Genomic DNA, 22,353 nt, shown 5'->3' with positions numbered 1-22,353 from the left:
CAAGACAACAAATCAATAAAACCTTACTTAAGACAATGATATTTATTATTAACAATATTTAAATGGGCTATTAATACCAGATAAAGGAAATTAGTAGGTAAGAAATGCCATTTTATTGTTGTAAATTCAAGAGAAATCTCCGTTGAATATGGTAATAAGCAATGCACTTATTGAGTATAGACCCAATCATAATCCGACTATGCTACTCCACGATTTCAATAGGCGTACCAAGTATCACCGATACCATAATCTCATCCATCTCGGTATTGGTCACCGCGATACAACCATCGGTCCAATCGCGTCGTTGATTCAACCAGCCCAAATGTCCAAAGCCATTCATTTGCCCATGAATCATAATGTCGCCGCCCGGATTGACCTCTAATGACTTCGCTCGTGCCTTGTCTTCATCATTTGGATAGCTAATATGGATAGAGCGATGTGCAATAACACTGGCGCTGATAACGACAGTAACGCCAATACTGATCAGCCAGCTATATGGGCTCAGCTTATCTGATGAGTGTGTTTTTTTGCAAAAAAATGACATAGGCTTTGATCCTCATGATGAGTTTTTTGTCATTAATCATATGTATCAAAGCACTATGTCAGACTATTTAGATAAGTTTTGTGCAAAACGAATGAATTACTCAAATGTTACACCATACGAATTGCCCCATCTAAGCGGATGACTTCACCATTTAGATAGGCATTATCAATGATATGAGTGACCAGCTTGGCAAACTCATTGGGAGCGCCCAAACGTTTGGGATAAGGCACGCCTGCTTCTAGCTGCTCGCGAGCTTTTTCAGGAATGCTCTCCATCATCGGGGTAGCAAAGACACCTGGCGCGATGGTCATAACGCGGATGCCATGACGTGCCAGCTCACGAGCAAGCGGCAAGGTCAGACCAACCACGCCTGCCTTGGAAGAAGAATAGCTGGCTTGACCCACTTGACCATCAAAGGCTGCGATAGAAGCTGTATTAATAATAATGCCTTGATCTACATTCTTTTGTACATGGTTTTTTTCTGCATGCTCGCCTGCATTGCTATCATTCGCTATGCGTTTGGCAATGCTAGCCGCGACCAAACGCGCAACGTTAAATGAACCGACCAGATTGACATTGACCCCGCGGCTAAATGACTCAAGGTCTGCCGGATTGTTATCACAATCCAGTAGCTTTTGTACCACTACGATACCCGCACAGTTGATTGAGCCTTGTAAGCCGCCAAAAGCTGACTCTGCCATTTCAACCGCTGATTGTACTTCATCGCCTTTAGTGATGTCACAGCGCACAAAGCGCGTACTATCACCCAGCTCAGCGACCAGTGCTTGCCCTGCTGATTCGTTTAGATCAGCGATGACGACGTTGCCGCCTTGAGAGACAATTGCCCGAGCCACTGACTCACCCAAACCTGATGCACCACCTGTGACCAAAAAGCTGTTTTCTTGAATTTGCATGATTATTCCTTTAAATCTTCATTTTTTATTAGCTGTTTTCTATGAATTATCTATAAACGCTCTATCGGGTAGTTACGCGGCAGATAAACTGCGTAGCAAAAAGCGTTGAATTTTGCCACTTGGTGTTTTTGGTAACTCGGTCACAAACTCGACCTCACGTGGATAGGCATGAGTGGATAGACGTTTACGCACCAGCTCTTGAATTTCTTTGGCGATTTGCTCGCTACCTTCGACGCCTTCTTTTAATACCACATAAGATTTGATCGTATGTCCACGCACTTCGTCTGGCACGCCCACAGCCGCAGATTCTGCCACTGCGTCATGCTCTAAGACGGTGTTTTCGACATCAGTAGGCCCCACGCGGTAACCTGCCGTAATGATAATGTCATCATCACGTCCTGAGAACCAATAGCTGCCGTCACTATGACGCTCAACCACATCACCTGTCAGATAGTAGTCATCTACAAAGGCTTGCTTCTCATTCCAGCTATAACCACGGAAATAAAACGCAGGTGACTGACTAACCACGACTGCTAACTGTCCTTGCTCACCATCTGGTAGTACCTTCATATTATCATCCAATACGACCAGCGTGTGACCTGGTAGCGCCATTCCCATCGAGCCAACTGGTGATTCGTGTTTTAGCGCATGATGCGCACAGCACGTCATGCCCGTTTCTGTTTGACCGTAATGATCTTTTACCTGACAGCCCAGATAGGTCTCGACCCAGTTAACGACTTCGGTGTTCAATGTTTCCCCTGCCGAGTTGGCACAGCGCAAAGCGAGTTTGGCGTTATTGTCTTCATTAACGTTGTCAAAAACGCCGCTGGATTTCATCATACGAAATGCCGTTGGTGAAGAGGCCAAATTGGTGATCTGATGACGCATCATAAAGTCGCGCGTATTGGTCGCGTCAAATCCTGCTTCATTAAAATAAGTCGTGATCCCTAATAGCAGTGGCCCTGTGATGGCGTAATACAATCCATACGCCCAGCCAGGATCGGCCATGTTCCAATATTGATCGTCTGCGCGTAGGTCAATGGCATAACGCATATAGAGATAAAACGCAGGTAAGGCTGATAATGGCACACTCACGCCTTTTGACTTACCGACTGTCCCTGAGGTAAACATCTGCAAAAATGGTGCATCCGTATCGAGCATAACGGGTTCTATCGTTTGCGCCTGTGATTCCATGGACTGACGGTAGTGATCGTCACCCCACGTCTGAGCATCTTCAGTACTGCCGACCAATACCATTTTGGTTTGCACAGCCAAATCATCAAACTTGCTGCGGTTCTCTACATTGGTAAAAACGACTTTGGTATCGGCTTTATCCATGCGATATTTGATTGAGTCATAGCCAAAAGCGGTGAATAATGGCTGATATACCGCGCCGATGCGCCATGTTGCCAATACAACGGTCAGTAGCTCAGGTGTACGCGGTAGCATCGTCGCTACTTTGTCCCCCGCTTTTACGCCATACGACTGTAGTAAGTTAGCGACTTGCGCACTGGCTTTATCAAGCTCACCAAAGCTCATGCGCGTGACATTGCCTGCCGTATCTTCGTGTACCAGTGCAGCATTATCCGCGCGGCCATCACGGACATGACGACCACAGCACGCCATATAGGCATTTAAGCGATCGTCGACATGTTCGCCAAAGATTTCTGACAGCAATGTATCCATGTCAAAATTATTATAATAATCGGTATAGTTTTTTGGTGTCGTTGAAGCATCTGTGTGACTGAGGGTAGGAGTTTGAGAAGCGGTATTCATAAGCTAATCCTTTAGCAATAGCAGATAAAATGATATTCATATTGTAAAACGGTCACATCCTATAGACCGTTTAATATCTTTGTATTTAACATGCTCTATTAGTAACGTATTTTTATACTTATTTCAATACATAACGTATCATTTTTATTTTATATAAATAAGCATGACCTATAACTATTTATCATCAAATAGCTAATAGTAAACTTAAAAAACTTGTAGGATCAAATATTTAAATTATTTTTGAAGTACTTTCTCAAGAATCGATATTTAACGATCAGCACTGAGAAAACCTAGTAAGGCTTTCTCCTCACAGCTTTGGTATTTTTTCGTACGACCGCGGCGTGCTTGTTTGTAGTCATCATAAAATTCCCCTGCCAAAAAACGCTCAATAATGATGGGGTGAATATACGACGCGCGGCATACGGTTGGCGTATTGCCCAGCTCTGCCGCCACGCTTTTTACCATATCGGTGACCAGCTGCTGACGCTCAGCACTTTCTGGTGCGCTGGCAAGTATGTTAGCGCCTGCCGTCGTTTGTAGCTCATCATATAGATAACTTGCCGCGAGTACACTTGCCATCCATGTTCGAAAATCTTTTGCACTATATAATTTGCTTTCGCAGTCCATACCGCATGTATGCATTCGCAAGTAGTCGTTGATATCGCTACTGTCGACGACTTGTTTATGTCCATTGTCATCTAAGTATTTAAATATTTGATAGCCCGGCAGCTCAGAACATGCCTGCACGATGTCAATCAAACGCTCATCTTGCAGCTCAATGTGGTGTTCTTTGGCGCTTTTTCCGACAAAATCAAACGCCAGTCCATTATCCGTTTCGCTGACATGCTTACTACGTAGCGTACTCAGACCATAGCTTTTATTTTGCTTGGCATAGCGGCTATTACCAATACGAATCAACGTGGTTTCAAGCAATTTGACCACGGCAGCGAGTACATTGGTGCGTGACAATGATTCTGCTTCCAAATCTGTCTCGACCTGCGCGCGTAAATTGGGCAGCGCCTCTGCAAAGCCTATCATCGCATCAAACTTGGCTTGGTCACGAATATTATTCCACAAGGGATGATACAAGTACTGCTTGCGTGATTTTTCATCGCGTCCTGTCGATTGCAGATGACCTTTTTCGTCTTGGCATATCCACACCTCCGACCACATAGGCGGTATCACCAATGCATCAAAACGCTGACGCAATGCTTTGTCTTTGACTGTCTTGCCCGTTGCATCGCGATAGGTAAAGCCGCGGCCCCAACGTCTACGCTCATAACCTGGTTCGTCGTCACTCACATAACGCAGATTGGCACGGCGTGCGAGACGCTCATAGTCATGGCGCACATCCTGCGTCGTCGACTGCTCGTTTGTTTTGCCCATAACAACACTCATCTAATAATTTTATGGTTTTAGCATAATCAACTGCGCTTATTTTTGCTGTTTGTTTGCCACGGACAAAGTGTAATCCTGTGTAAAATAAAGCAGTGATAAAAATAGCGATACGGGTTCTAAGTGCTGTACTTTTAAGGCTTAATTCAGCACTACTCACGACTTAAGTTTATAAAAAATAAATCATTCTCCTATGAAAATAAAGCCACTCGCCCTCGCCGATCATGATCTTTGGGCGCACTTATGGCAAAACTATCTCACGTTCTATGAAACCAGTTTGCCATCAAACACGACGGAGACGACGTGGCGCAATCTGCTTGATAAGGGTAAGCTCGAGAATGAAATACCCACCAAAAAAAGCCAAGCATCAAATGCTTGGCTTTTTTTATTTTGATACTACTTTACAATAAAAGTCATTATTTACCGTATACACATAAATAAGCGGTTTCGACGTCAACTTTTACTTGGAATTTTTGATTGGCTTCAACGGTGAAGTGCTCGCCAGCGTTAAACGTTTGCCACTCATCACTCTCTGGTAGCTTGACCGTCAATGCACCGCTCACCACGCTCATGGTTTCAAACTCACTGGTGCCAAATTCATACTCACCAATTTCCATAACACCTACTGTTGCAGGCTTGGTTGCTGTTTGAAAAGCAATCGAAGTGACTTTATTATCAAAATAATTATTTACGCTTGGCATAATCTTCCTTAATTACATGTTAGTTGGTATTTGAATTCTATTTTATAGACCTGCTTTTAGACTGGCTTCGATAAACTGATCGAGGTCGCCATCTAGTACCGCGCCCGTGTTGAAGGTTTCAACGCCGGTACGCAGATCCTTGATACGAGAATCATCGAGCACGTATGAGCGAATCTGGCTGCCCCAGCCGACATCAGACTTATTGTCTTCAACCGCTTGTTGTTTTTCCATACGTTTTTGCATCTCAAGCTCATAGAGCTTAGCACGCAGCATCTTCATTGCCGTGGCTCTGTTACCGTGCTGACTACGCTCATTCTGACAAGTCACCACCACACCACTTGGCTCATGGGTAATACGTACCGCAGAATCTGTCGTGTTGACGTGCTGACCGCCCGCTCCTGAGGAGCGATAGGTATCGATACGCAAATCCGCAGGATTGATGTCAATCTCGACATTATCATCAATCTCAGGCGAGACAAACACCGCCGCAAATGAGGTATGACGACCATTGTTGCTATCAAATGGTGACTTACGTACCAAACGATGGACGCCAATCTCGGTACGCAGCCAACCAAACGCATAATCGCCTTTAATCTCAATGGTGGCCGACTTGATACCCGCGACACTGCCAGCAGACACTTCAATCACATCTACCTTAAAGCCATGAGCTTCCGCCCAGCGTGTATACATACGCAGCAGCATCTCCGCCCAGTCTTGTGCTTCGGTGCCGCCACTGCCCGACTGGATATCCAAGTAGCAGTTGTTTGGATCCATCTCGCCGCTGAACATACGGCGGAACTCTAGATCAGCCACGCGCTGCTCAGCATCATCTAGCTCGCTTTGCACGTCAGCTAGCAAGGACTCATCCTCTGCTTCTACTGCCAACTCTAGCATGGCAGACGCATCTTCTAGCGTGGTTTCAAGAGAGAGCACCACATCGATGACACCATCAAGGTGGCTTTTTTCTTTATTGATCTTGGTGGCACGCTCTGGATCATTCCACAGCTCTGGGTTTTCTAGCTCTAAATTGACTTCTTCTAAGCGTTCTTGCTTACCATCGAAGTCAAAGATACCTCCGCAAATCCTGCCCGCGCTCGGATAAATCTTTAATCTGTTCTTGATACGGATTGATTTCCATAAGTGTTCCTGTTTTTCTAAAAAAATAAATAACGCATTTGGCGCTATTTTAAATGAGATTGATCATAAATGGTTGGCTAATTATCATGGTGATAACCACTTATGCATCCATTAAGCTATATTGACCAATCTTCTACTGCCCAGCGATGCGCCAAGGCATGAGCATGTAGCGCCTCATCAGGTGACACACAGATCGCCACATCCGCCCATTCTAGCAACGGGATATCGTTTTTGGAGTCTGAATAGGCATAGGTTTTTTCAAAGGTGATGCCCGCTGCTTGCTGCTTATCAAGCCATTTATCTAAATGGTAGATCTTGCCTGCCTGAAAGTTTGGTTTATCAGTCAGCTTGCCCGTATAACGATTGTCTTTGATCTCAAGCGGCGTAGCCAATACATTGGCTGACTCAATACCAAAACGCTTGGCAATAGCGGACACCACAAAATCATTGGTTGCAGAAATAATCACCACATCGTGCCCTTGCTCAATATGCTGGCACAATGCTTCCATTGCTTTTGGGCGAATATGTGGCTCGATTTCACTTTTGATGTAATCTTCTCTTAGCTCATCAAGTCTATCAAGCGGCAGACTACTCAAAAACTGCGCGACGAATTCATTGTACTCTGTCGCATCTAACGTCCCTTCGATATAGTCATTATAAAACTTCTGGTTGGCTGTACGGTACTCAGCCTCATCGACAAGGTCGTGCTTGACGATATACTCACCCCACAGATAGTCACTATCGACATCCAGTAAGGTATGATCTAAATCAAATAGCGCTAGTTGTTTTTGTTGTTTTTGTGCTGGATTTGCCTGCATGGTGAGACCTTATCGTTGGTTGTGAAAAAATATGGATCTTTTAGGGCGTGTTGAACATTCGCAAATAGGCACTGCTGATCGCTAAAATGGTTCCAGACAAGGCACAAAGCGACGATAATGCAGATGCCTTAGCGAGATTTGTAACGCAGTATGGGGCAATTTTAACATCAGCCCCAACGATAAAAAGCAGGGGACAGGACTCTTTTTTGCCGCTTCATCGTTAAAAATAAGCGCTTAGTTAGTCAGGCATCGCTATTTCTGTTAAACCTGTTTTGAATTTTTGACAACGCTCAGAATAATGCAGCGCTGACATTTTCAACATCGCTACTTGCTCATCTGTCAGTGTCTTAACGACTTTGGCAGGCGCGCCCATCACCAGGGAATTGTCAGGAATAACCTGACCTTCAGTAATTAAGGCTTTCGCCCCTATCAGGCAGTTTTTACCTATTTTGACATTATTGAGTACTACCGCACCGATACCAATCAAACTATTGTCACCGATCTCACAGCCATGCAGCATCGCTAGATGGCCAATAGTCACGTAATCACCGATAGTCACTTTGATACCTGCATCAGTGTGAATCACACTATTTTCTTGCACATTACTATAGTCGCCGATATGAATACGATCGTTATCGCCGCGTATCACCGCACCAAACCAAACATTGGCCTGATGACCCAAATACACATCACCGATTACTTGTGCCGAGTCAGCAATCCAACCGTTGAACGGTACAGCAAACTCAGGGGTTTTGTCTAAATATTTAAATATCATCGTTTTTCCTTAGTAAGGATAATGTTATTTTGGAGTAAGTCATTGGTTATACCACAATCATTTTTATGCTTATTTGATTGGCATGTCAAAGAACCATCTCACTTTGGACCATAGCCATAAAAAATATATTTTACAGTATACAATCCCATTTAATACCTTATCGTATGTCCACTTTATAGTACAATTAGCAAGGCCAACATTCTCATTTTGCTATCGTAGCGCCTGCCCTAACAAGTACCGCTACCCTACTAAGGACGCATCCATGCTTCGCGAAACACACGTACCTATTATCTTGTTGGCAAGTAGTGTGATCATCACCGCGCCCAGTTATGCTGAAAATACCTCAAGTTTGGAGAGAGCCGGTGACATTGTTGCGGTTGCCATACCTGCCATTGCTTATGGCAGCACGCATTATATGAATGATAAAGAGGGACGTCAGCAATTTTATCAATCATTTGCTACCAATCTTGCCGTGACCTATGCTGTGAAGTCAACCATTAATAAAGAGCGTCCTGACCATAGCGACAATGACTCCTTCCCATCAGGACATACTTCTTTGGCATTTCAGGGCGCAAGCTTCATTCATAAACGCTATGGATTAGAATATAGTATTCCAGCTTATGTTGGCGCAACTTTTGTGGGTTATAGCCGTGTTAAAGCGGAAAAACATGATGTGGCTGATGTATTTGCTGGTGCAGCACTAGGGGTTGCCAGTAGTATGTATTTGACCAAAAGCTATAACGATCAGCTTCTCATCACAACCAATCTTGCGCCTGACTATTACGGGCTGTCTGTCCACTACCAGTTTTAATCACTCAGTTTGCCCTTGATACTAGGGCGTGTTGAACATTCGACCATGGCACTGACAGCGACTGTTTTTTAGGCGATTCGATGTTAAAAATAATAAGTTTAGTCATTCTAAGCGCTTATTTTTAACGATGAAGCGGCAAAAAAGAGTCCTGTCCCCTGCTTTTATCGTTGGGGCTGATGCTAAAATTGCCCCATACTGCGTTACAAATCTCGCTAAGGCATCTGCATTATCGTCGCTTTGTGCCTTGTCTGGAACAATTTTAGCGATCAGCAGTGCCTATTTGCGAATGTTCAACACGCCCTAGCCATAAGTTACTATTTTGTATATAATACGCAAAATCTGTGCCTAAGCGAGCGGACATGATGCAAGTTACCTATTCACTATCGAGTGAGTTTTGTAGTTTTCATCAATAATGTCTTCTCGCTTTTTTGTGGAAAATTTTTGTGTGTCGTCCTTTGATTTATTTTATCTGATAGCAGTCAAATGCCGTAAATAAAAGGATACGGAGCAATTTTAGACCAACAAAACATGATGGCACTCACCAATAATAGCGGAGGCAATCCTTGAATTCATCGGTAGAAACACAAGCAATTTTGGCACTAGCAGACGGTACAATTTTTCGCGGTGTCAGTATCGGCAGCCTAGGTCATCGTGTTGGTGAAGTGGTATTTAATACCGCCATGACAGGGTATCAAGAAATTCTAACCGATCCAAGTTACGCGCGACAGCTGGTGACCCTAACTTATCCGCATATCGGTAATACAGGCACCAATGCCGAGGATACCGAGTCTGGTAACGGTCACAAAGTATGGGCAGACGGTCTGATCATCCGTGACGCCACTATGGCAACCTCTAACTTCCGCAACTCTGAGTCGCTTAGCGACTATCTACAGCGTAACAATACCGTCGCTATCGCTGAAATTGATACACGCCAGTTGACCCGCCTATTACGTGATAAAGGCGCACAAAACGGCTGTATTATGACCGCATCAGATGGCGAGACGATCAGCGTTGAAGATGAGCAAAAAGCGATTGAGCTGGCACAAGGCTTTGCAGGTCTAAAGGGCATGGACTTGGCAAAAGAATGCTGCACGACAGAAAGCTTTGAGTGGACAGCAGGCACATGGGATCTATCAGACACCCTACTCAACCGTGACGTGGCGGGTAGCCATGACAGTGGTACTGGCGGCTTCTTTAAGCAGCTCGGCACTCATATCGATGCCAAATTCAACGTCGTCGCTTATGACTTCGGTAGCAAAACCAATATCCTACGTATGCTCGTCGACCGCGGCTGCCATGTGACGGTTGTCCCAGCACAAACGCCTATTGCTGATGTGCTCGCGATGAACCCAGACGGTATCTTCTTATCAAACGGCCCTGGCGATCCTGCCGCCTGTGACTACGCTATCGACGCCGTACGTCACATTATTGAAGAAACAGACGTACCAACCTTTGGTATTTGCTTAGGCCATCAGCTAATCGGTCTTGCCAGCGGCGCCAATACCATCAAAATGAAAACGGGCCACCATGGTGCCAACCATCCAGTACAAGATCTAGCGACTGGCACAGTGATGATCACCAGTCAAAACCATGGCTTTGCGGTTGATGAAGACACGCTACCAGAAAACGTTAAGTCAACGCATCGCTCATTATTCGATGGTACTAACCAAGGTATCGAGCTGACCAACAAGCCAGTATTTAGCTTCCAAGGTCACCCAGAGGCCAGCCCTGGCCCGCATGATTGTGGTCCGCTATTTGATAAGTTTGCTGAGATGATGGAAGCGGCTAAAACTGCTCAAGCTTAACGATTCATTATAACTTGATAATAAGTCAGTGCTTGAATCGCTAAAAGCGGTTTGAGCAGTACTGTAACAACGCATTGTAAGTATAAAACGCCATAAGCGTTATTAAAAATAAAGATTACTTAAAATATCATCAAACGAAGGTAGCTCTAACTATGCCAAAACGTACCGACATAAAAAGCATTCTTATCATTGGCGCAGGCCCCATCGTTATCGGCCAAGCGTGTGAGTTTGACTACTCAGGCGCACAGGCGTGCAAAGCACTAAAAGAAGAAGGCTACCGTGTCATCTTGGTCAACTCAAACCCAGCGACCATCATGACCGATCCTGTCATGGCAGATGCGACCTATATCGAGCCGATCACTTGGCAGACCGTTGAGCAAATCATTGCCAAAGAGCGTCCTGATGCAATCCTGCCAACCATGGGCGGACAGACTGCGCTCAACTGCGCCCTAGACCTAGATAAGCACGGCGTATTGGCCAAGTACGACTGCGAGCTGATTGGTGCGACCAAAGACGCCATCGAGATGGCAGAAGATCGCGATTTGTTTGACAAAGCGATGAAACGTATCGGTCTTGAGTGCCCGCGCGCTGAGGTTGCCGAAACCATGGAAGAAGCTTTTGCTACTCAAGAAAAGATGGGTTACCCCTGTATCATTCGTCCCTCATTCACCATGGGCGGTTCAGGCGGTGGTATCGCTTATAACCGCGATGAGTTTATCGAGATTTGCGAGCGTGGTTTTGATCTATCACCGACCCATCAACTACTCATCGATGAATCACTCATCGGTTGGAAAGAGTACGAGATGGAAGTGGTTCGTGACAAAAACGACAACTGTATCATCATCTGTGCCATCGAAAACTTTGACCCAATGGGCGTGCATACAGGCGACTCAATCACTGTCGCACCCGCGCAGACGTTGACCGATAAAGAATACCAAATCATGCGTAATGCGTCACTCGCAGTATTGCGTGAGATCGGTGTTGAAACAGGCGGCTCAAACGTCCAGTTTGGTATCAACCCTGATACGGGACGTATGGTCGTTATCGAGATGAATCCACGCGTATCACGCTCGTCTGCCCTCGCCTCAAAAGCGACTGGCTTCCCGATTGCCAAAATCGCGGCAAAACTGGCAATCGGTTATACCCTAGATGAATTGCAAAATGACATCACAGGCGGCAAAACGCCAGCCAGCTTTGAGCCTGCACTTGATTACGTTGTCACCAAGATACCGCGTTTTAACTTTGAAAAATTCCCACAAGCGGACAACATCCTATCGACTCAGATGAAATCGGTTGGCGAAGTGATGGCGATCGGTCGTAACTTCCAAGAGTCGATGCAAAAGGCATTACGCGGTATGGAAACTGGCGCGGATGGTTTCGATGAGCAAATTGATTTATCCAAAGTCAGTGCTGAGAAGGCTCGTAGTGAGATTATCAACCGCTTAACCATTCCAACGCCTGAGCGTATCTATTACGTTGCTGATGCCTTCCGTGTCGGTATGAGCGTTGATGACGTATTTAATTACACCAAGATTGACCCATGGTTCTTGGTACAAATCGAAGACATCGTTAAGACTGAAGCGACCGTAAAATCACTCGGCTTTGGTGGCTTAAACGAAAACAACCTACGTCGCTTTAAGCGTAAAGGCTTGTCAGATTTGCGTTTGGCTAAATTGCTTGGTATCTCACAAAAGCAACTACGCAAAAAGCGTTGGGATTTAGGCGTCTATCCCGTGTATAAGCGTGTCGATACCTGTGCTGCAGAGTTTGCGACCAGCACCGCTTATATGTACTCAACCTACGATAGCGAATGTGAAGCCAACCCAACTGACAAGAAAAAAATCATGGTCATCGGTGGCGGCCCTAACCGTATCGGTCAAGGTATCGAGTTTGATTACTGCTGTGTACATGCAGCGCTTGCCATGCGTGAAGACGGCTATGAGACCATTATGGTCAACTGTAACCCAGAAACGGTTTCAACCGATTATGACACCTCCGACCGTCTGTACTTTGAGCCAATCACATTAGAAGACGTGCTAGAAATCGTCCGTATCGAAAACCCAGACGGTGTGATTGTGCAGTTCGGTGGCCAAACGCCATTGAAACTTGCGCGTGCGCTAGAATCAGCGGGCGTAAAAATCATCGGTACGAGTCCTGATGCGATCGACCGTGCTGAAGACCGTGAGCGCTTCCAGCATATGATTCAGCAGCTAAACCTTGTACAACCATCGAACGCTTTAGCAACCAGCTTAGAAGATGGCTTGGTTAAAGCAAAAGACGTGGGCTATCCATTGGTGGTACGTCCATCTTATGTGTTAGGTGGCCGCGCGATGGAAATCGTCTATAACGAAGATGAGCTAAAACATTACCTGCGCACCGCAGTACAAGCCTCAAACGAAGCGCCTGTCCTGCTTGATCGCTTCTTAGATGACGCTATCGAAGTCGATGTCGACTGCGTATGTGATGGTAATGATGTCGTCATCGGCGGTATCATGCAACATATCGAACAGGCAGGTGTCCACTCAGGTGACTCAGCATGTTCACTACCACCATATTCATTGTCTGATGAGCTATGTGATGTGATGCGCGCCCAAACCATTGCTATGGCAAAAGAGCTTGGCGTTGTCGGTCTGATGAATGTTCAGTTTGCGGTTAAAGGCGAAACCGTATATATTTTGGAGGTGAACCCACGTGCTGCACGTACCGTACCGTTTGTCTCTAAGTGTATCGGTACTTCGCTAGCTCAGGTCGCGGCTCGCTGTATGGCAGGCACCTCACTCAAGGACCAAGGCTTTACGACTGAGATTGTTCCAGCATTTTATGCGGTCAAAGAAGCGGTGTTCCCATTTGCTAAGTTCCCAGGTGTTGATCCAATCTTGAGTCCTGAGATGAAATCAACAGGCGAAGTCATGGGCGTGGGCAAAACCTTTGGCGAAGCATTTTACAAAGCCATCATCGGTAGTAATGAGCGTCTGCCGGGTCTGCCTACTGAGGGCGAGACCAAAACGGTCTTTATCTCAGTTCGTGATAGCGACAAAGGACAAATCGCCCCAATCGCCCGTCAGCTTGCAGATTTCGGTTTTAATATCGTATCAACCACTGGCACGCAGAAAGTACTGAGCGACGCTGGTATCGAAAGTCAGCAAATCAACAAGGTCACTGAAGGTCGCCCGCACATCGTTGATGCCTTGAAAAACGGCAAAATTGACCTGATTATCAATACGACCGAAGGCAAGCAGGCACAAGAGGATTCGTTCTCTATCCGCCGTAGTGCGCTACAGGGCAAGGTATTCTATGTCACGACGTTAGGCGCAGCCGATGCGGTTTGTAAATCTTATGCCATTGACTTACCGTTTGATGTCTATAAGTTACAAGATTTGCATGAGCAAGCAAAGTCTATTGACGCGGCTGAATAATTTCAGTAGATTAAGCATAACCGCTAAGCTTATATAAAAGCTTAGCCAAGACTTGTTATTGATTATTTTGTGATAATCATACGTTAAAAAAACAATATCTTGAAAGAGACAAACCTACAAAAGCATAGTGGCTGAACTGCGACTATGCTTTTTATTACGTAAGGTTCAGTGCGCTTGGTGCTAAAAGTAGAGGTGCTAACACACAACAGCCTATTTACTAACGACACCATCTGAACCCCGCTCTTTTTATATTTCATACTCATTGCAACAACACTGGCACCATCTCCTTATGAGATGGTGTGGTGTTATTGGTTTAAGGAAAAAACATGCAACGTTATCCCATGACTCCGCAAGGACATGCAGCTTTAGAAGCTGAATTAAAACAGTTAAAAAGTGTCGACCGTCCACGCATCACCGCATCGATTGCTGAAGCCCGCGAGCACGGCGATTTAAAAGAAAACGCTGAATACCACGCTGCCCGTGAGCAACAAGGCTTTTGCGAAGCGCGTATTCGTGATATCGAAGCCAAGCTTGGCGGCGCACAAATCATCGATCCTTCAACATTGCCAAAAGAAGGTCGTGTCGTGTTTGGCGTCAGCGTCATAATCGAAAACATGGACACTGAAGAAGAAAAACAGTACAAAATCGTCGGCGATGATGAAGCCGATTTCAAGGCTGGCAAAATCTCAGTTAACTCACCGATCGCTCGTGGCCTCATCGGTAAGTTTGAAGGCGATGAAGTACGTATCGAAACGCCAAAGGGCGTGGTGGAATACGAAGTGATGAAAGTTATCTACGACTAATAAGACTCACTATTTCTGGTCATCCGTAGGCGTGATGCTTTCAAGGCTGGATGAAAGGCGCTTTGAATAATAGCTCTTTAAATACTAGTTCTCTTAAATAGCAAACATGTTTGACAGTGACAGATACGGCTGGCTATTCGCTACCCAATAACATGAATATAAGCAACATTACGTATTGATAGCATTTATACCGTTTCGGTTACACAATGCAGCTTTTATACACGATTTGTTTTGGCACATAATTATTTGAGTTTTTAGTGCATCGTAATTTTTATATTAGGTGATATTACCCACATAATATCGATGTAAATTTATACTGAAGCACTTTTACTCAAAATAATGATGGTCTGATTATAGACACCGACTATCGTCAGTACTGATACCCTCGTTATTTGGCATACTTTTTGGTGTCATTTAGCGGGGGTTTTGCTTGTTTAGACGTTAATTATTGCTGTTTTACTTATTGCTGCTTTTTTTTATTGATACTGTTAAGGAGTCTATTATGACCATGAAATCTTATACACCATCAGCACTAACCACCACGGTATCTGCAATGCTCGCAGGTATGGTGCTTGCATCCTCAGCCCATGCCGATCCTGAGATTGCGATTAGCTCATCTGCTGGTGGTAGCACGACGGTAGTTGAACAATACTCTGATGGCAAAACAGCCACTATTACTGCGACACCTAACGGTATCACCATGCAAGATGGCATGCCTTATGCCGTGACAAAAGTGACGACTGTGCCGCGCTATGTCGTTCGCCAATCTCCTGTGGTTCAAGGCAGCACGACTGTCACAAGCGTACCTGTAACCAATCGAGTGACCAATAGCGTCACCAAGGTAGACGTCGTCACGGCGCCAGTTAGCACTGTGACACAAGCCCTGCCTGTCACTACCGCTACTCCATTACCTGTGATGAATGCCCCAGCGACAACCGTCATCACTAACCAGCCATCTATCCATCCATCTGTGAGCAATCAAATCACGACGACCACGTTAGATACCTTGCAATTGACCCCGACTTTTAGCACGCCGGGTGTCGTCAATGCAAACACCAAGGTCATGAAAATCATGAAGAATAGTGCTGGACGTGAAGTTGCGGTGCCTGCCAACCATATCGCCCCTGGTGATATCATTGAGTATCACACCACATACACCAACACCACGGCACAGCCAGTTAATGACATCAATGCTATGGTTTCATTGCCAAGCGGCGTCCAGCTGGTATCGTTAAATAGCCCATTACCAACGTTTGCCACCACTGGCGGCGACACTTATAAAACCATTCAGCAAGTTGGCAATACCGTTGTTGTGCAAGAAAACTACTCTGGCCTGAAATGGAACTTAGCAAATCTTAATGCCAATGGTAATCAAACCGTCGTGATACGTGCCAAGGTTCAATAAATAATGCACTCACTACAAAATACGTATCTTTAACAGTATCATGTTGCAAAGGGTCTTGAATATTCAAGGCCTTTTTTAATGTATGTCATATCGAGTAGCATGTATGCTCGCTCACAACCTCTTGATGGATACGACACTATCTGTCGTGTTATTTTTTAAATTTTCTTATAAATACAATGACTTAATACATATTTTGGTAAAATGGTTACTCGTTAATTAATTGGTAACAACCGACTTATGGCAAACATCAATTATGAAAGATTACAGGGCAAGCTCAATATCTTGGCTGACGCTGCCAAGTATGATGTCTCTTGCTCCTCCTCCGCTGGTACTCGCAAAAACCAAGGCGGCGCTCTAGGCGATGCCTCAGCAACCGGTATCTGTCACAGCTATACCGAAGATGGTCGCTGTGTCAGTCTGCTAAAAATTCTTTTGACCAACCATTGCATCTATGATTGCGCGTATTGTACTTCACGTAAAAGCAACGACACGCCGCGCGCTGCTTTTACGGTTGAAGAAGTGGTTGATTTGACCATGCAGTTTTATCGCCGCAACTATATTGAGGGGCTATTTCTCAGCTCTGGTATATTCAAAAGTGGCGACTATACGATGGAGCGACTGGTCGAAGTTGCCAAGCTCCTGCGTACTCGCGAGCGTTTTAACGGTTATATTCATCTAAAAACTATTCCTGGCGCTTCAAAAGAGCTATTGCTAGAGGCAGGACTATATGCAGACCGTCTGAGCGTCAACATCGAAATTCCGACTAAGTCAGGGCTCGCATTGCTTGCGCCTGAGAAGTCACATGATGAGCTAAAAGCACCGATGGAAACGGTTAAAGAAGAGATTATAACTATCCGTGAGAGTCGCAAAACCCACAAAAAAGCGCCTAAATTTACGCCCGCGGGTCAGACCAGTCAAATGATCGTCGGTGCAAGTAACGAGACGGATCTGCAAGTGATTCAGCTATCGAGTCACTTTTACAAAACCTACGATCTCAAGCGTGTCTATTACTCAGGTTATGTACCGATGCTCTCTGATAATCGCTTGCCAGCGATTGGGACCCCTGTGCCGATGGTGCGCGAGAACCGTCTATATCAAGCAGATTGGTTAATGCGTTTTTATGGGTTTGGTGCGCATGAAATTGTCGAGCCAGAATCGCCATTTTTGGACTTAGACTGTGACCCAAAACTGGCGTGGGCGATACGCCATCGCGAGCATTTCCCCGTCAATATTCAGACAGCGACTTATGAGATGATCGTGCGTATCCCTGGCATCGGTACCAAGACGGCCAAAAAAATCGTCAAAGCGCGCAAATTTAACCAGTTGACGCTCTATCATCTAAAAAAGATGGGAGCCGCGGTCAACCGTGCCAAGTATTTTATCGCAACCACTGGCAAAAACGAGCACCTTGCCCATTTGACACGCGATAACTTCCGTCAGTATGTACTGGCGCAAACGCAGACCAAGTTTAAAGATCAACGTAGCGGACAGCTAGCGTTGTTTTAAATTTGGCATTGTCATAAATATAAATCAATCTAGGGCGTGTTGAACATTCGCAAATAGGCACTGCTGATCGCTAAAACTGTTCCAGACAAGGCACAAAGCGACGATAATGCAGATGCCTTAGCGAGATTTGTAACGCAGTATGGGGCAATTTTAGCATCAGCCCCAACGATAAAAAGCAGGGGACAGGACTCTTTTTTGCAGCCTCTGTCACGCGATGCGAACAGCACGCAAGAAAAATATCCCCCAGTAGCATTTGACAATACTTACATACATTTTATGGCGAGCCAAAATACATTTCACATCGTTTCAGGATAAACCATGTCAGCACTTGTGCAAAACGACAATTATACTATCGGTCAGTTAACGCCCAGCATTGTGCTGTATGAGCCAAGCTTTGAGGGCTGGCTCAGCGCGGTGTTTTATGTCTATGCCAATCGATTGCAAGAAGACGCCTCACTCAAACTCACCGCTCAAGACTGTTATATACCCTCCTTGATTGCGCAAGCGATTAGCGTCGCAACGGATGCAGACAACGCAGAGCGCGTATTGGTTAAACTAAATAGCTTGCTTGGTCGCTCAGGTATGCGCAATATCTTGTGGGGGTTTTTATCAGAAAAGGACGATATCGGCACGACTTTATTCCGTGTGGTTAAGTATGCCATTGACTACCCTAGCCGAAATATCATGCAAGATCTTGGTCACTTGGATGTGTTAGAGCTGGTACAGACGGTCAAATCCGTCGGCCGTGAAAAACATCGCATGGAGGCCTTTGTACGTTTTGAGCACACGACCGATGATATTTATTTTGCACGGGTCGAGCCTGATTTTAATGTATTGCCACTGATTGGGGAGCATTTTCGTCAGCGTTATCAAGATCAGCACTGGGCGATTTATGATCTGACACGCGGCTACGGCATTTATTATGATAAAAGTAATAGCACGCCTACTCGTCCCGCGCCGCTACAAACCATCACCGACCTTGATGATGCGGTACTACGCAATCCTGCCAGCATTCATAGCCCTGATGAGCAGCGTTATCAAAAGTTTTGGCAAGGCTACTTTACCAACGTCAATATCAAGGAGCGCAAAAATCCCAAGCTACACAGGCAATATCTACCGCAGCGATATTGGAAATACTTAAGCGAAAAACAAGTATTGCCCAACGCTGAGCATCTACAAAAACGCCGCTAAATACATTTGAGTAGTTTTGAGCCAAGAAAATTATGCTCATATCTGCTGGAAAGCCACATATCTGACGCCATCTTTTTATCTTGATGGTTGAGTTTTATGCGCTTTTAACTGACAATAGCAGCTTGATCCTCCTAACCTGTGACCTATGTTATTATGAAAGTGATGCGCCTACTGTCGTCTTTGAAGCATGATGAATCCGAGCGCGGTATTTTTCATCTTGGGCGCGCACTGGTCAAAAACGGGCATACCTCGATCATTGTTTCTAGCGCTGATGAGAGCAATGACTTGGTCAGACGGCTCAAGCGTGATGGCAATCACTATCATCAAGTCCACATGAACAAAAAATCGTGGCTGTCATTGCTGCAAGTTTCAGCACTACGGCATTTGATTGAGAAGTATGAGCCTGATGTCATTCATGTACATTCGCGCACCCCTGCATGGATATTGCATTTAGCATTGCGCCGAGCGCGGGTCAAGCGTTTCCCAAAGCTGGTCTCGACCATGTATGGGTTTTATCCTATCAATAAATACTCTCAAGCATTGCTCAATGTCGATACAATTATAACGGTCTCTGATAGCGTCACCCAATATCTAACAAGAAGACTGCGCCGCGAGGAAGCCGATCCCAAAGTCATCACGCGTATCTACCGCGGCATTGATACTCGGCGCTATCCTTATCGGCACAATCCATCGGTCTATTGGTTGCGTCATACCTTTGCGGAATATCCTGAGCTTGAGCATAAGAAGTGGCTCGTATTTCCAACGGTCATTGGCAATGAGTATGGTCAAGAATGGCTGATTGATATCTTGGGCAATCTACAAGAGCAATTTCCCAATATTCATGTCATCATTATGGACGATGATGATAAAGATGGTGATGTCGCTCATGAAGACTTTCGTCAACGTACTCACAGTCTGGGGTTGGCTGAGCGCATTACTTATGTGGGTAGCAAGCGTAATGACATGCGTGAATGGCTCTCAGCGGCCAATATCGTTATGGCACTTGCCAATGAACCAGAATCGATCGGCATTAATGCCCTGCAAGCGATTCATTTGGGCACACCTGTCATTGGCTGGGATAAAGCCGCCTTTAGCGAAATCTTACAACCGCTCTATCCGCAAGGTTTGGTAAAAGAACACAATGCCAACTCGTTATGTAAAGCGGTGCGCAATCAATTAGAAAGTGTGACGCGACCTGAGATGACCAACAAATTCACCATGCGTGAGATGATCGAAAAGACAATCGCGGTATACCAAGGATTGTACGATACTGCGCTGGCAGAAGAACAGGCTGAGGCCGATGCGCTCGCCGTACGAAGAACCAAAAGAAGCCTTAAAAAGACCTATAAACCTGCCTTTGGTGCGGCGGTCAAACATGTCGAACCCATCCCCAAACGCCCAAAAGTCAAATTGATCAAAGAAAAAGCAAGTAAAGCGGAATCGCCAGAAATAGAAGATGAAATAAAAGTAGAAGAAACAACAAAAGTAGATATCAAATCAGAAGCACCTGACGCTGATCAAAAGTCATAAGCTGACTGCCTACCTCTATCTGTGCAGGAGCCAATCTCAGTCATGATGAGATGTATTAAGCAAAAAAATGCCATTTCCAGCAATGGAAGTGGCATTTTCAATCTGTATTAAGATGAGTATTCAGTTTAAAGTTACAGAACACGAGCCTAATAAGTCATTGGTGTATGTGCACTTTGAAAAAATCTCTCCGCAGCATCAAGTAGTGGGAGTACGCATAAAAGAGATTGTCTATGGCGGCGGTAATATTCATTGTATTACAATGAACCATAATAAATCGCACTTATTAGCAAATGAAAGCATAGCAGTAACTGAAAATATAAGCATAAACACAAAAATGGATTTTAAACCCAAAAACACGCTAAAAATAAGGAAAAAGTATGAGCGATTATCAAATCAACAATCCAGCCACTGGCGAACTAGAAGCCACTTACCCTACCGCCACTGAACAAGACATCCAGCAAGTCATCGAGCAGGCTGACAACGCCTATCAAGACTGGCGTCAGGTTTCACTAAGCGAGCGCAGTGCACTACTGCATAAAATTGCCGATAGCTATCTGGAACGTCAAGACGAGCTGGCTCGTATCGTGACGGGTGAGATGGGTAAACCCGTTGCACAAGCCAAGGGTGAAATCGGTCTGGTCGCTGAGATCTATCGTTACTATGCAGACAATGCTGAGCAGCTACTCGCGCCGAATACCATTGACGTTGACTCAGGATCAGCTTCGGTAGAAAAACGTCCTGTTGGCGTTCTACTCGGTATCATGCCGTGGAATTATCCGCATTATCAAGTGGCACGTTTTGTCGCGCCAAACTTTATGGCAGGTAATACTATTATCTTAAAGCACGCGCCTCAATGCCCTAAGACTGCAGAAGTTATCGCTGATATGTTCAAAGAGGTCGGCGTACCTGAAGGTGTTTATAACAATATCTTTGCCACCAACGAGCAGGCAGCGACTATTATTCATGACAAGCGTGTACAAGGTATCTCACTCACTGGCTCTGAGCGCGCTGGACAAGCCGTTGCCAAAGAAGCAGGCGGCGCACTCAAAAAAGTCGTGTTGGAGCTTGGCGGCTCCGATGCCTTTATCGTTGCAGCAGATGCCGATATCAAACAAGCGATAAAAGGCGCGATCTCTGGTCGTTTTGGTAATGCCGGCCAAGCCTGTAACGCCGCCAAACGCCTAATCGTGCTTGAGTCTGTCTATGACAAGTTCGTTGAGGGCTTTACTGATGCTGTACGTGGTATGACATTGGCCAATCCTCTTGATGAAAAAACCTTTATCGGCCCAATGTCTTCAAAGGCTGCCGCGGTCAATCTGCAAGCGCAGTTAGATAGTGCCGTTGAAGCAGGCGCGACGGTCCTAGTAGAAGGTGGACTGGTCAAAGATAAGCCTGGTGCATGGTTCAAACCTGCGGTACTAACAGATGTCACTGAATCAATGGATGTCTACCGTGAAGAGTTGTTTGGTCCTGTCGCTGTCGTCTACAAGGCTCGTGATGTCGATCACGCTATCAAGATTGCTAATGATGTGCCTTTTGGTCTTGGTGCTTCTATCCAAACGCAAGATGCTGCCCTAGCTGCTGATATTGCTGATAAATTAGAAGTGGGCATGGTCACTATCAACGCGCCGTCTGGTACCGAAGCCAATACCCCATTTGGCGGCGTTAAACGTTCAGGATTTGGTCGCGAGCTTGGTACGCTTGGTATCACTGAGTTCTTAAACTATAAGCTTATCCGTGATAAGTCTTAATCGTATAAGCACTTGATTGTATGCACTAAAAAAGCCTAACGTTTGACGTTAGGCTTTTTAAGGTAGTTAACTGTC

Annotated in this window: 19 protein-coding genes; 11 read left to right on the top strand and 8 right to left on the bottom strand. The window is 45.4% G+C overall.

Going from position 1 to position 22,353, the window contains the following annotated elements:
- Positions 1 to 202 precede the first annotated feature (202 nt).
- From GYK50_RS05115 to GYK50_RS05100, 4 genes are all read right to left on the bottom strand, one after another.
- Complete coding sequence (locus GYK50_RS05115) at positions 203 to 544, bottom strand: L,D-transpeptidase family protein (protein ID WP_228724567.1); 342 nt, start codon at positions 542 to 544, stop codon at positions 203 to 205.
- A gap of 107 nt (positions 545 to 651) precedes the next feature.
- Positions 652 to 1,458: an SDR family NAD(P)-dependent oxidoreductase gene (locus GYK50_RS05110; protein ID WP_071001839.1), complete on the bottom strand. Its 807-nt coding sequence runs from the start codon at positions 1,456 to 1,458 to the stop codon at positions 652 to 654.
- A 72-nt stretch (positions 1,459 to 1,530) separates the two neighbouring features.
- Positions 1,531 to 3,234 carry an AMP-binding protein gene (locus tag GYK50_RS05105; protein ID WP_071001840.1) on the bottom strand — a complete coding sequence of 568 codons (1,704 nt, stop codon included), beginning with the start codon at positions 3,232 to 3,234 and terminating at the stop codon, positions 1,531 to 1,533.
- Between the two features lie 267 nt (positions 3,235 to 3,501).
- A complete protein-coding gene (locus tag GYK50_RS05100; protein WP_093068457.1) occupies positions 3,502 to 4,620 on the bottom strand; it encodes a DNA topoisomerase IB in 1,119 nt (372 codons plus the stop codon).
- A gap of 202 nt (positions 4,621 to 4,822) precedes the next feature.
- Between GYK50_RS05100 and GYK50_RS05095 the strand changes: the two genes are divergently transcribed.
- Positions 4,823 to 5,023 carry a hypothetical protein gene (locus GYK50_RS05095; RefSeq protein WP_186474262.1) on the top strand — a complete coding sequence of 67 codons (201 nt, stop codon included), beginning with the start codon at positions 4,823 to 4,825 and terminating at the stop codon, positions 5,021 to 5,023.
- A gap of 22 nt (positions 5,024 to 5,045) precedes the next feature.
- Here the strand turns inward: GYK50_RS05095 and ppnP are convergent, their stop codons facing one another.
- From ppnP to GYK50_RS05075, 4 genes are all read right to left on the bottom strand, one after another.
- Positions 5,046 to 5,330: a pyrimidine/purine nucleoside phosphorylase gene (gene ppnP, locus GYK50_RS05090; RefSeq protein ID WP_186474260.1), complete on the bottom strand. Its 285-nt coding sequence runs from the start codon at positions 5,328 to 5,330 to the stop codon at positions 5,046 to 5,048.
- A 42-nt stretch (positions 5,331 to 5,372) separates the two neighbouring features.
- A protein-coding gene (prfB, locus tag GYK50_RS05085; protein ID WP_156770966.1) for a peptide chain release factor 2 occupies positions 5,373 to 6,468 on the bottom strand; the annotation gives its coding sequence in 2 pieces (ribosomal slippage) (positions 5,373 to 6,395 and positions 6,397 to 6,468; 1,095 coding nt in all).
- Between the two features lie 115 nt (positions 6,469 to 6,583).
- On the bottom strand, positions 6,584 to 7,285 hold the full coding sequence (locus GYK50_RS05080) for an HAD family hydrolase (protein ID WP_186474258.1): 702 nt from the start codon (positions 7,283 to 7,285) through the stop codon (positions 6,584 to 6,586).
- A 238-nt stretch (positions 7,286 to 7,523) separates the two neighbouring features.
- Entirely contained in the window at positions 7,524 to 8,060 is a 537-nt protein-coding gene (locus GYK50_RS05075) for a gamma carbonic anhydrase family protein (protein ID WP_212564376.1), read from the bottom strand.
- Between the two features lie 262 nt (positions 8,061 to 8,322).
- On the opposite strand from GYK50_RS05075, the gene GYK50_RS05070 reads away from it, so the two are divergent.
- From GYK50_RS05070 to GYK50_RS05025, 10 genes are all read left to right on the top strand, one after another.
- On the top strand, positions 8,323 to 8,871 hold the full coding sequence (locus GYK50_RS05070) for a phosphatase PAP2 family protein (RefSeq protein WP_212564375.1): 549 nt from the start codon (positions 8,323 to 8,325) through the stop codon (positions 8,869 to 8,871).
- 563 nt (positions 8,872 to 9,434) lie between these two features.
- Positions 9,435 to 10,676 carry a glutamine-hydrolyzing carbamoyl-phosphate synthase small subunit gene (gene carA, locus GYK50_RS05065; RefSeq protein ID WP_212564374.1) on the top strand — a complete coding sequence of 414 codons (1,242 nt, stop codon included), beginning with the start codon at positions 9,435 to 9,437 and terminating at the stop codon, positions 10,674 to 10,676.
- Positions 10,677 to 10,828: 152 nt separating this feature from the next.
- Positions 10,829 to 14,092: a carbamoyl-phosphate synthase large subunit gene (gene carB / locus GYK50_RS05060; protein WP_212564373.1), complete on the top strand. Its 3,264-nt coding sequence runs from the start codon at positions 10,829 to 10,831 to the stop codon at positions 14,090 to 14,092.
- Positions 14,093 to 14,418: 326 nt separating this feature from the next.
- Positions 14,419 to 14,895, top strand: a complete 477-nt coding sequence (gene greA, locus GYK50_RS05055; RefSeq protein WP_071001849.1) for a transcription elongation factor GreA — start codon at positions 14,419 to 14,421, stop codon at positions 14,893 to 14,895.
- A 502-nt stretch (positions 14,896 to 15,397) separates the two neighbouring features.
- Positions 15,398 to 16,300 (top strand): hypothetical protein, encoded by a 903-nt coding sequence (locus GYK50_RS05050; RefSeq protein WP_071001850.1) that lies wholly within the window; start codon positions 15,398 to 15,400, stop codon positions 16,298 to 16,300.
- A gap of 237 nt (positions 16,301 to 16,537) precedes the next feature.
- Entirely contained in the window at positions 16,538 to 17,806 is a 1,269-nt protein-coding gene (locus tag GYK50_RS05045; RefSeq protein WP_071001851.1) for a putative DNA modification/repair radical SAM protein, read from the top strand.
- A 318-nt stretch (positions 17,807 to 18,124) separates the two neighbouring features.
- Positions 18,125 to 18,997: a TIGR03915 family putative DNA repair protein gene (locus tag GYK50_RS05040; RefSeq protein ID WP_071001852.1), complete on the top strand. Its 873-nt coding sequence runs from the start codon at positions 18,125 to 18,127 to the stop codon at positions 18,995 to 18,997.
- 153 nt (positions 18,998 to 19,150) lie between these two features.
- Complete coding sequence (locus GYK50_RS05035; protein ID WP_093068198.1) at positions 19,151 to 20,527, top strand: glycosyltransferase; 1,377 nt, start codon at positions 19,151 to 19,153, stop codon at positions 20,525 to 20,527.
- Between the two features lie 67 nt (positions 20,528 to 20,594).
- The gene (locus GYK50_RS12845) at positions 20,595 to 20,972 is read left to right on the top strand and encodes an agmatine deiminase family protein (RefSeq protein ID WP_227674257.1); all 378 of its coding nucleotides are present in this window, start codon (positions 20,595 to 20,597) and stop codon (positions 20,970 to 20,972) included.
- A complete protein-coding gene (locus tag GYK50_RS05025) occupies positions 20,905 to 22,278 on the top strand; it encodes an NAD-dependent succinate-semialdehyde dehydrogenase (RefSeq protein WP_093068195.1) in 1,374 nt (457 codons plus the stop codon). The genes GYK50_RS12845 and GYK50_RS05025 overlap by 68 nt, the downstream gene beginning before the upstream one ends.
- Positions 22,279 to 22,353: the final 75 nt, after the last annotated feature.

The organism is Psychrobacter pacificensis, from assembly GCF_018336615.1.
In the GTDB taxonomy this organism is placed as follows: Bacteria; Pseudomonadota; Gammaproteobacteria; order Pseudomonadales; family Moraxellaceae; genus Psychrobacter; species Psychrobacter pacificensis.
The sequence above is the reverse complement of the archived record's forward strand: the minus strand, read 5'-3'. Positions and strand labels throughout refer to the sequence as shown.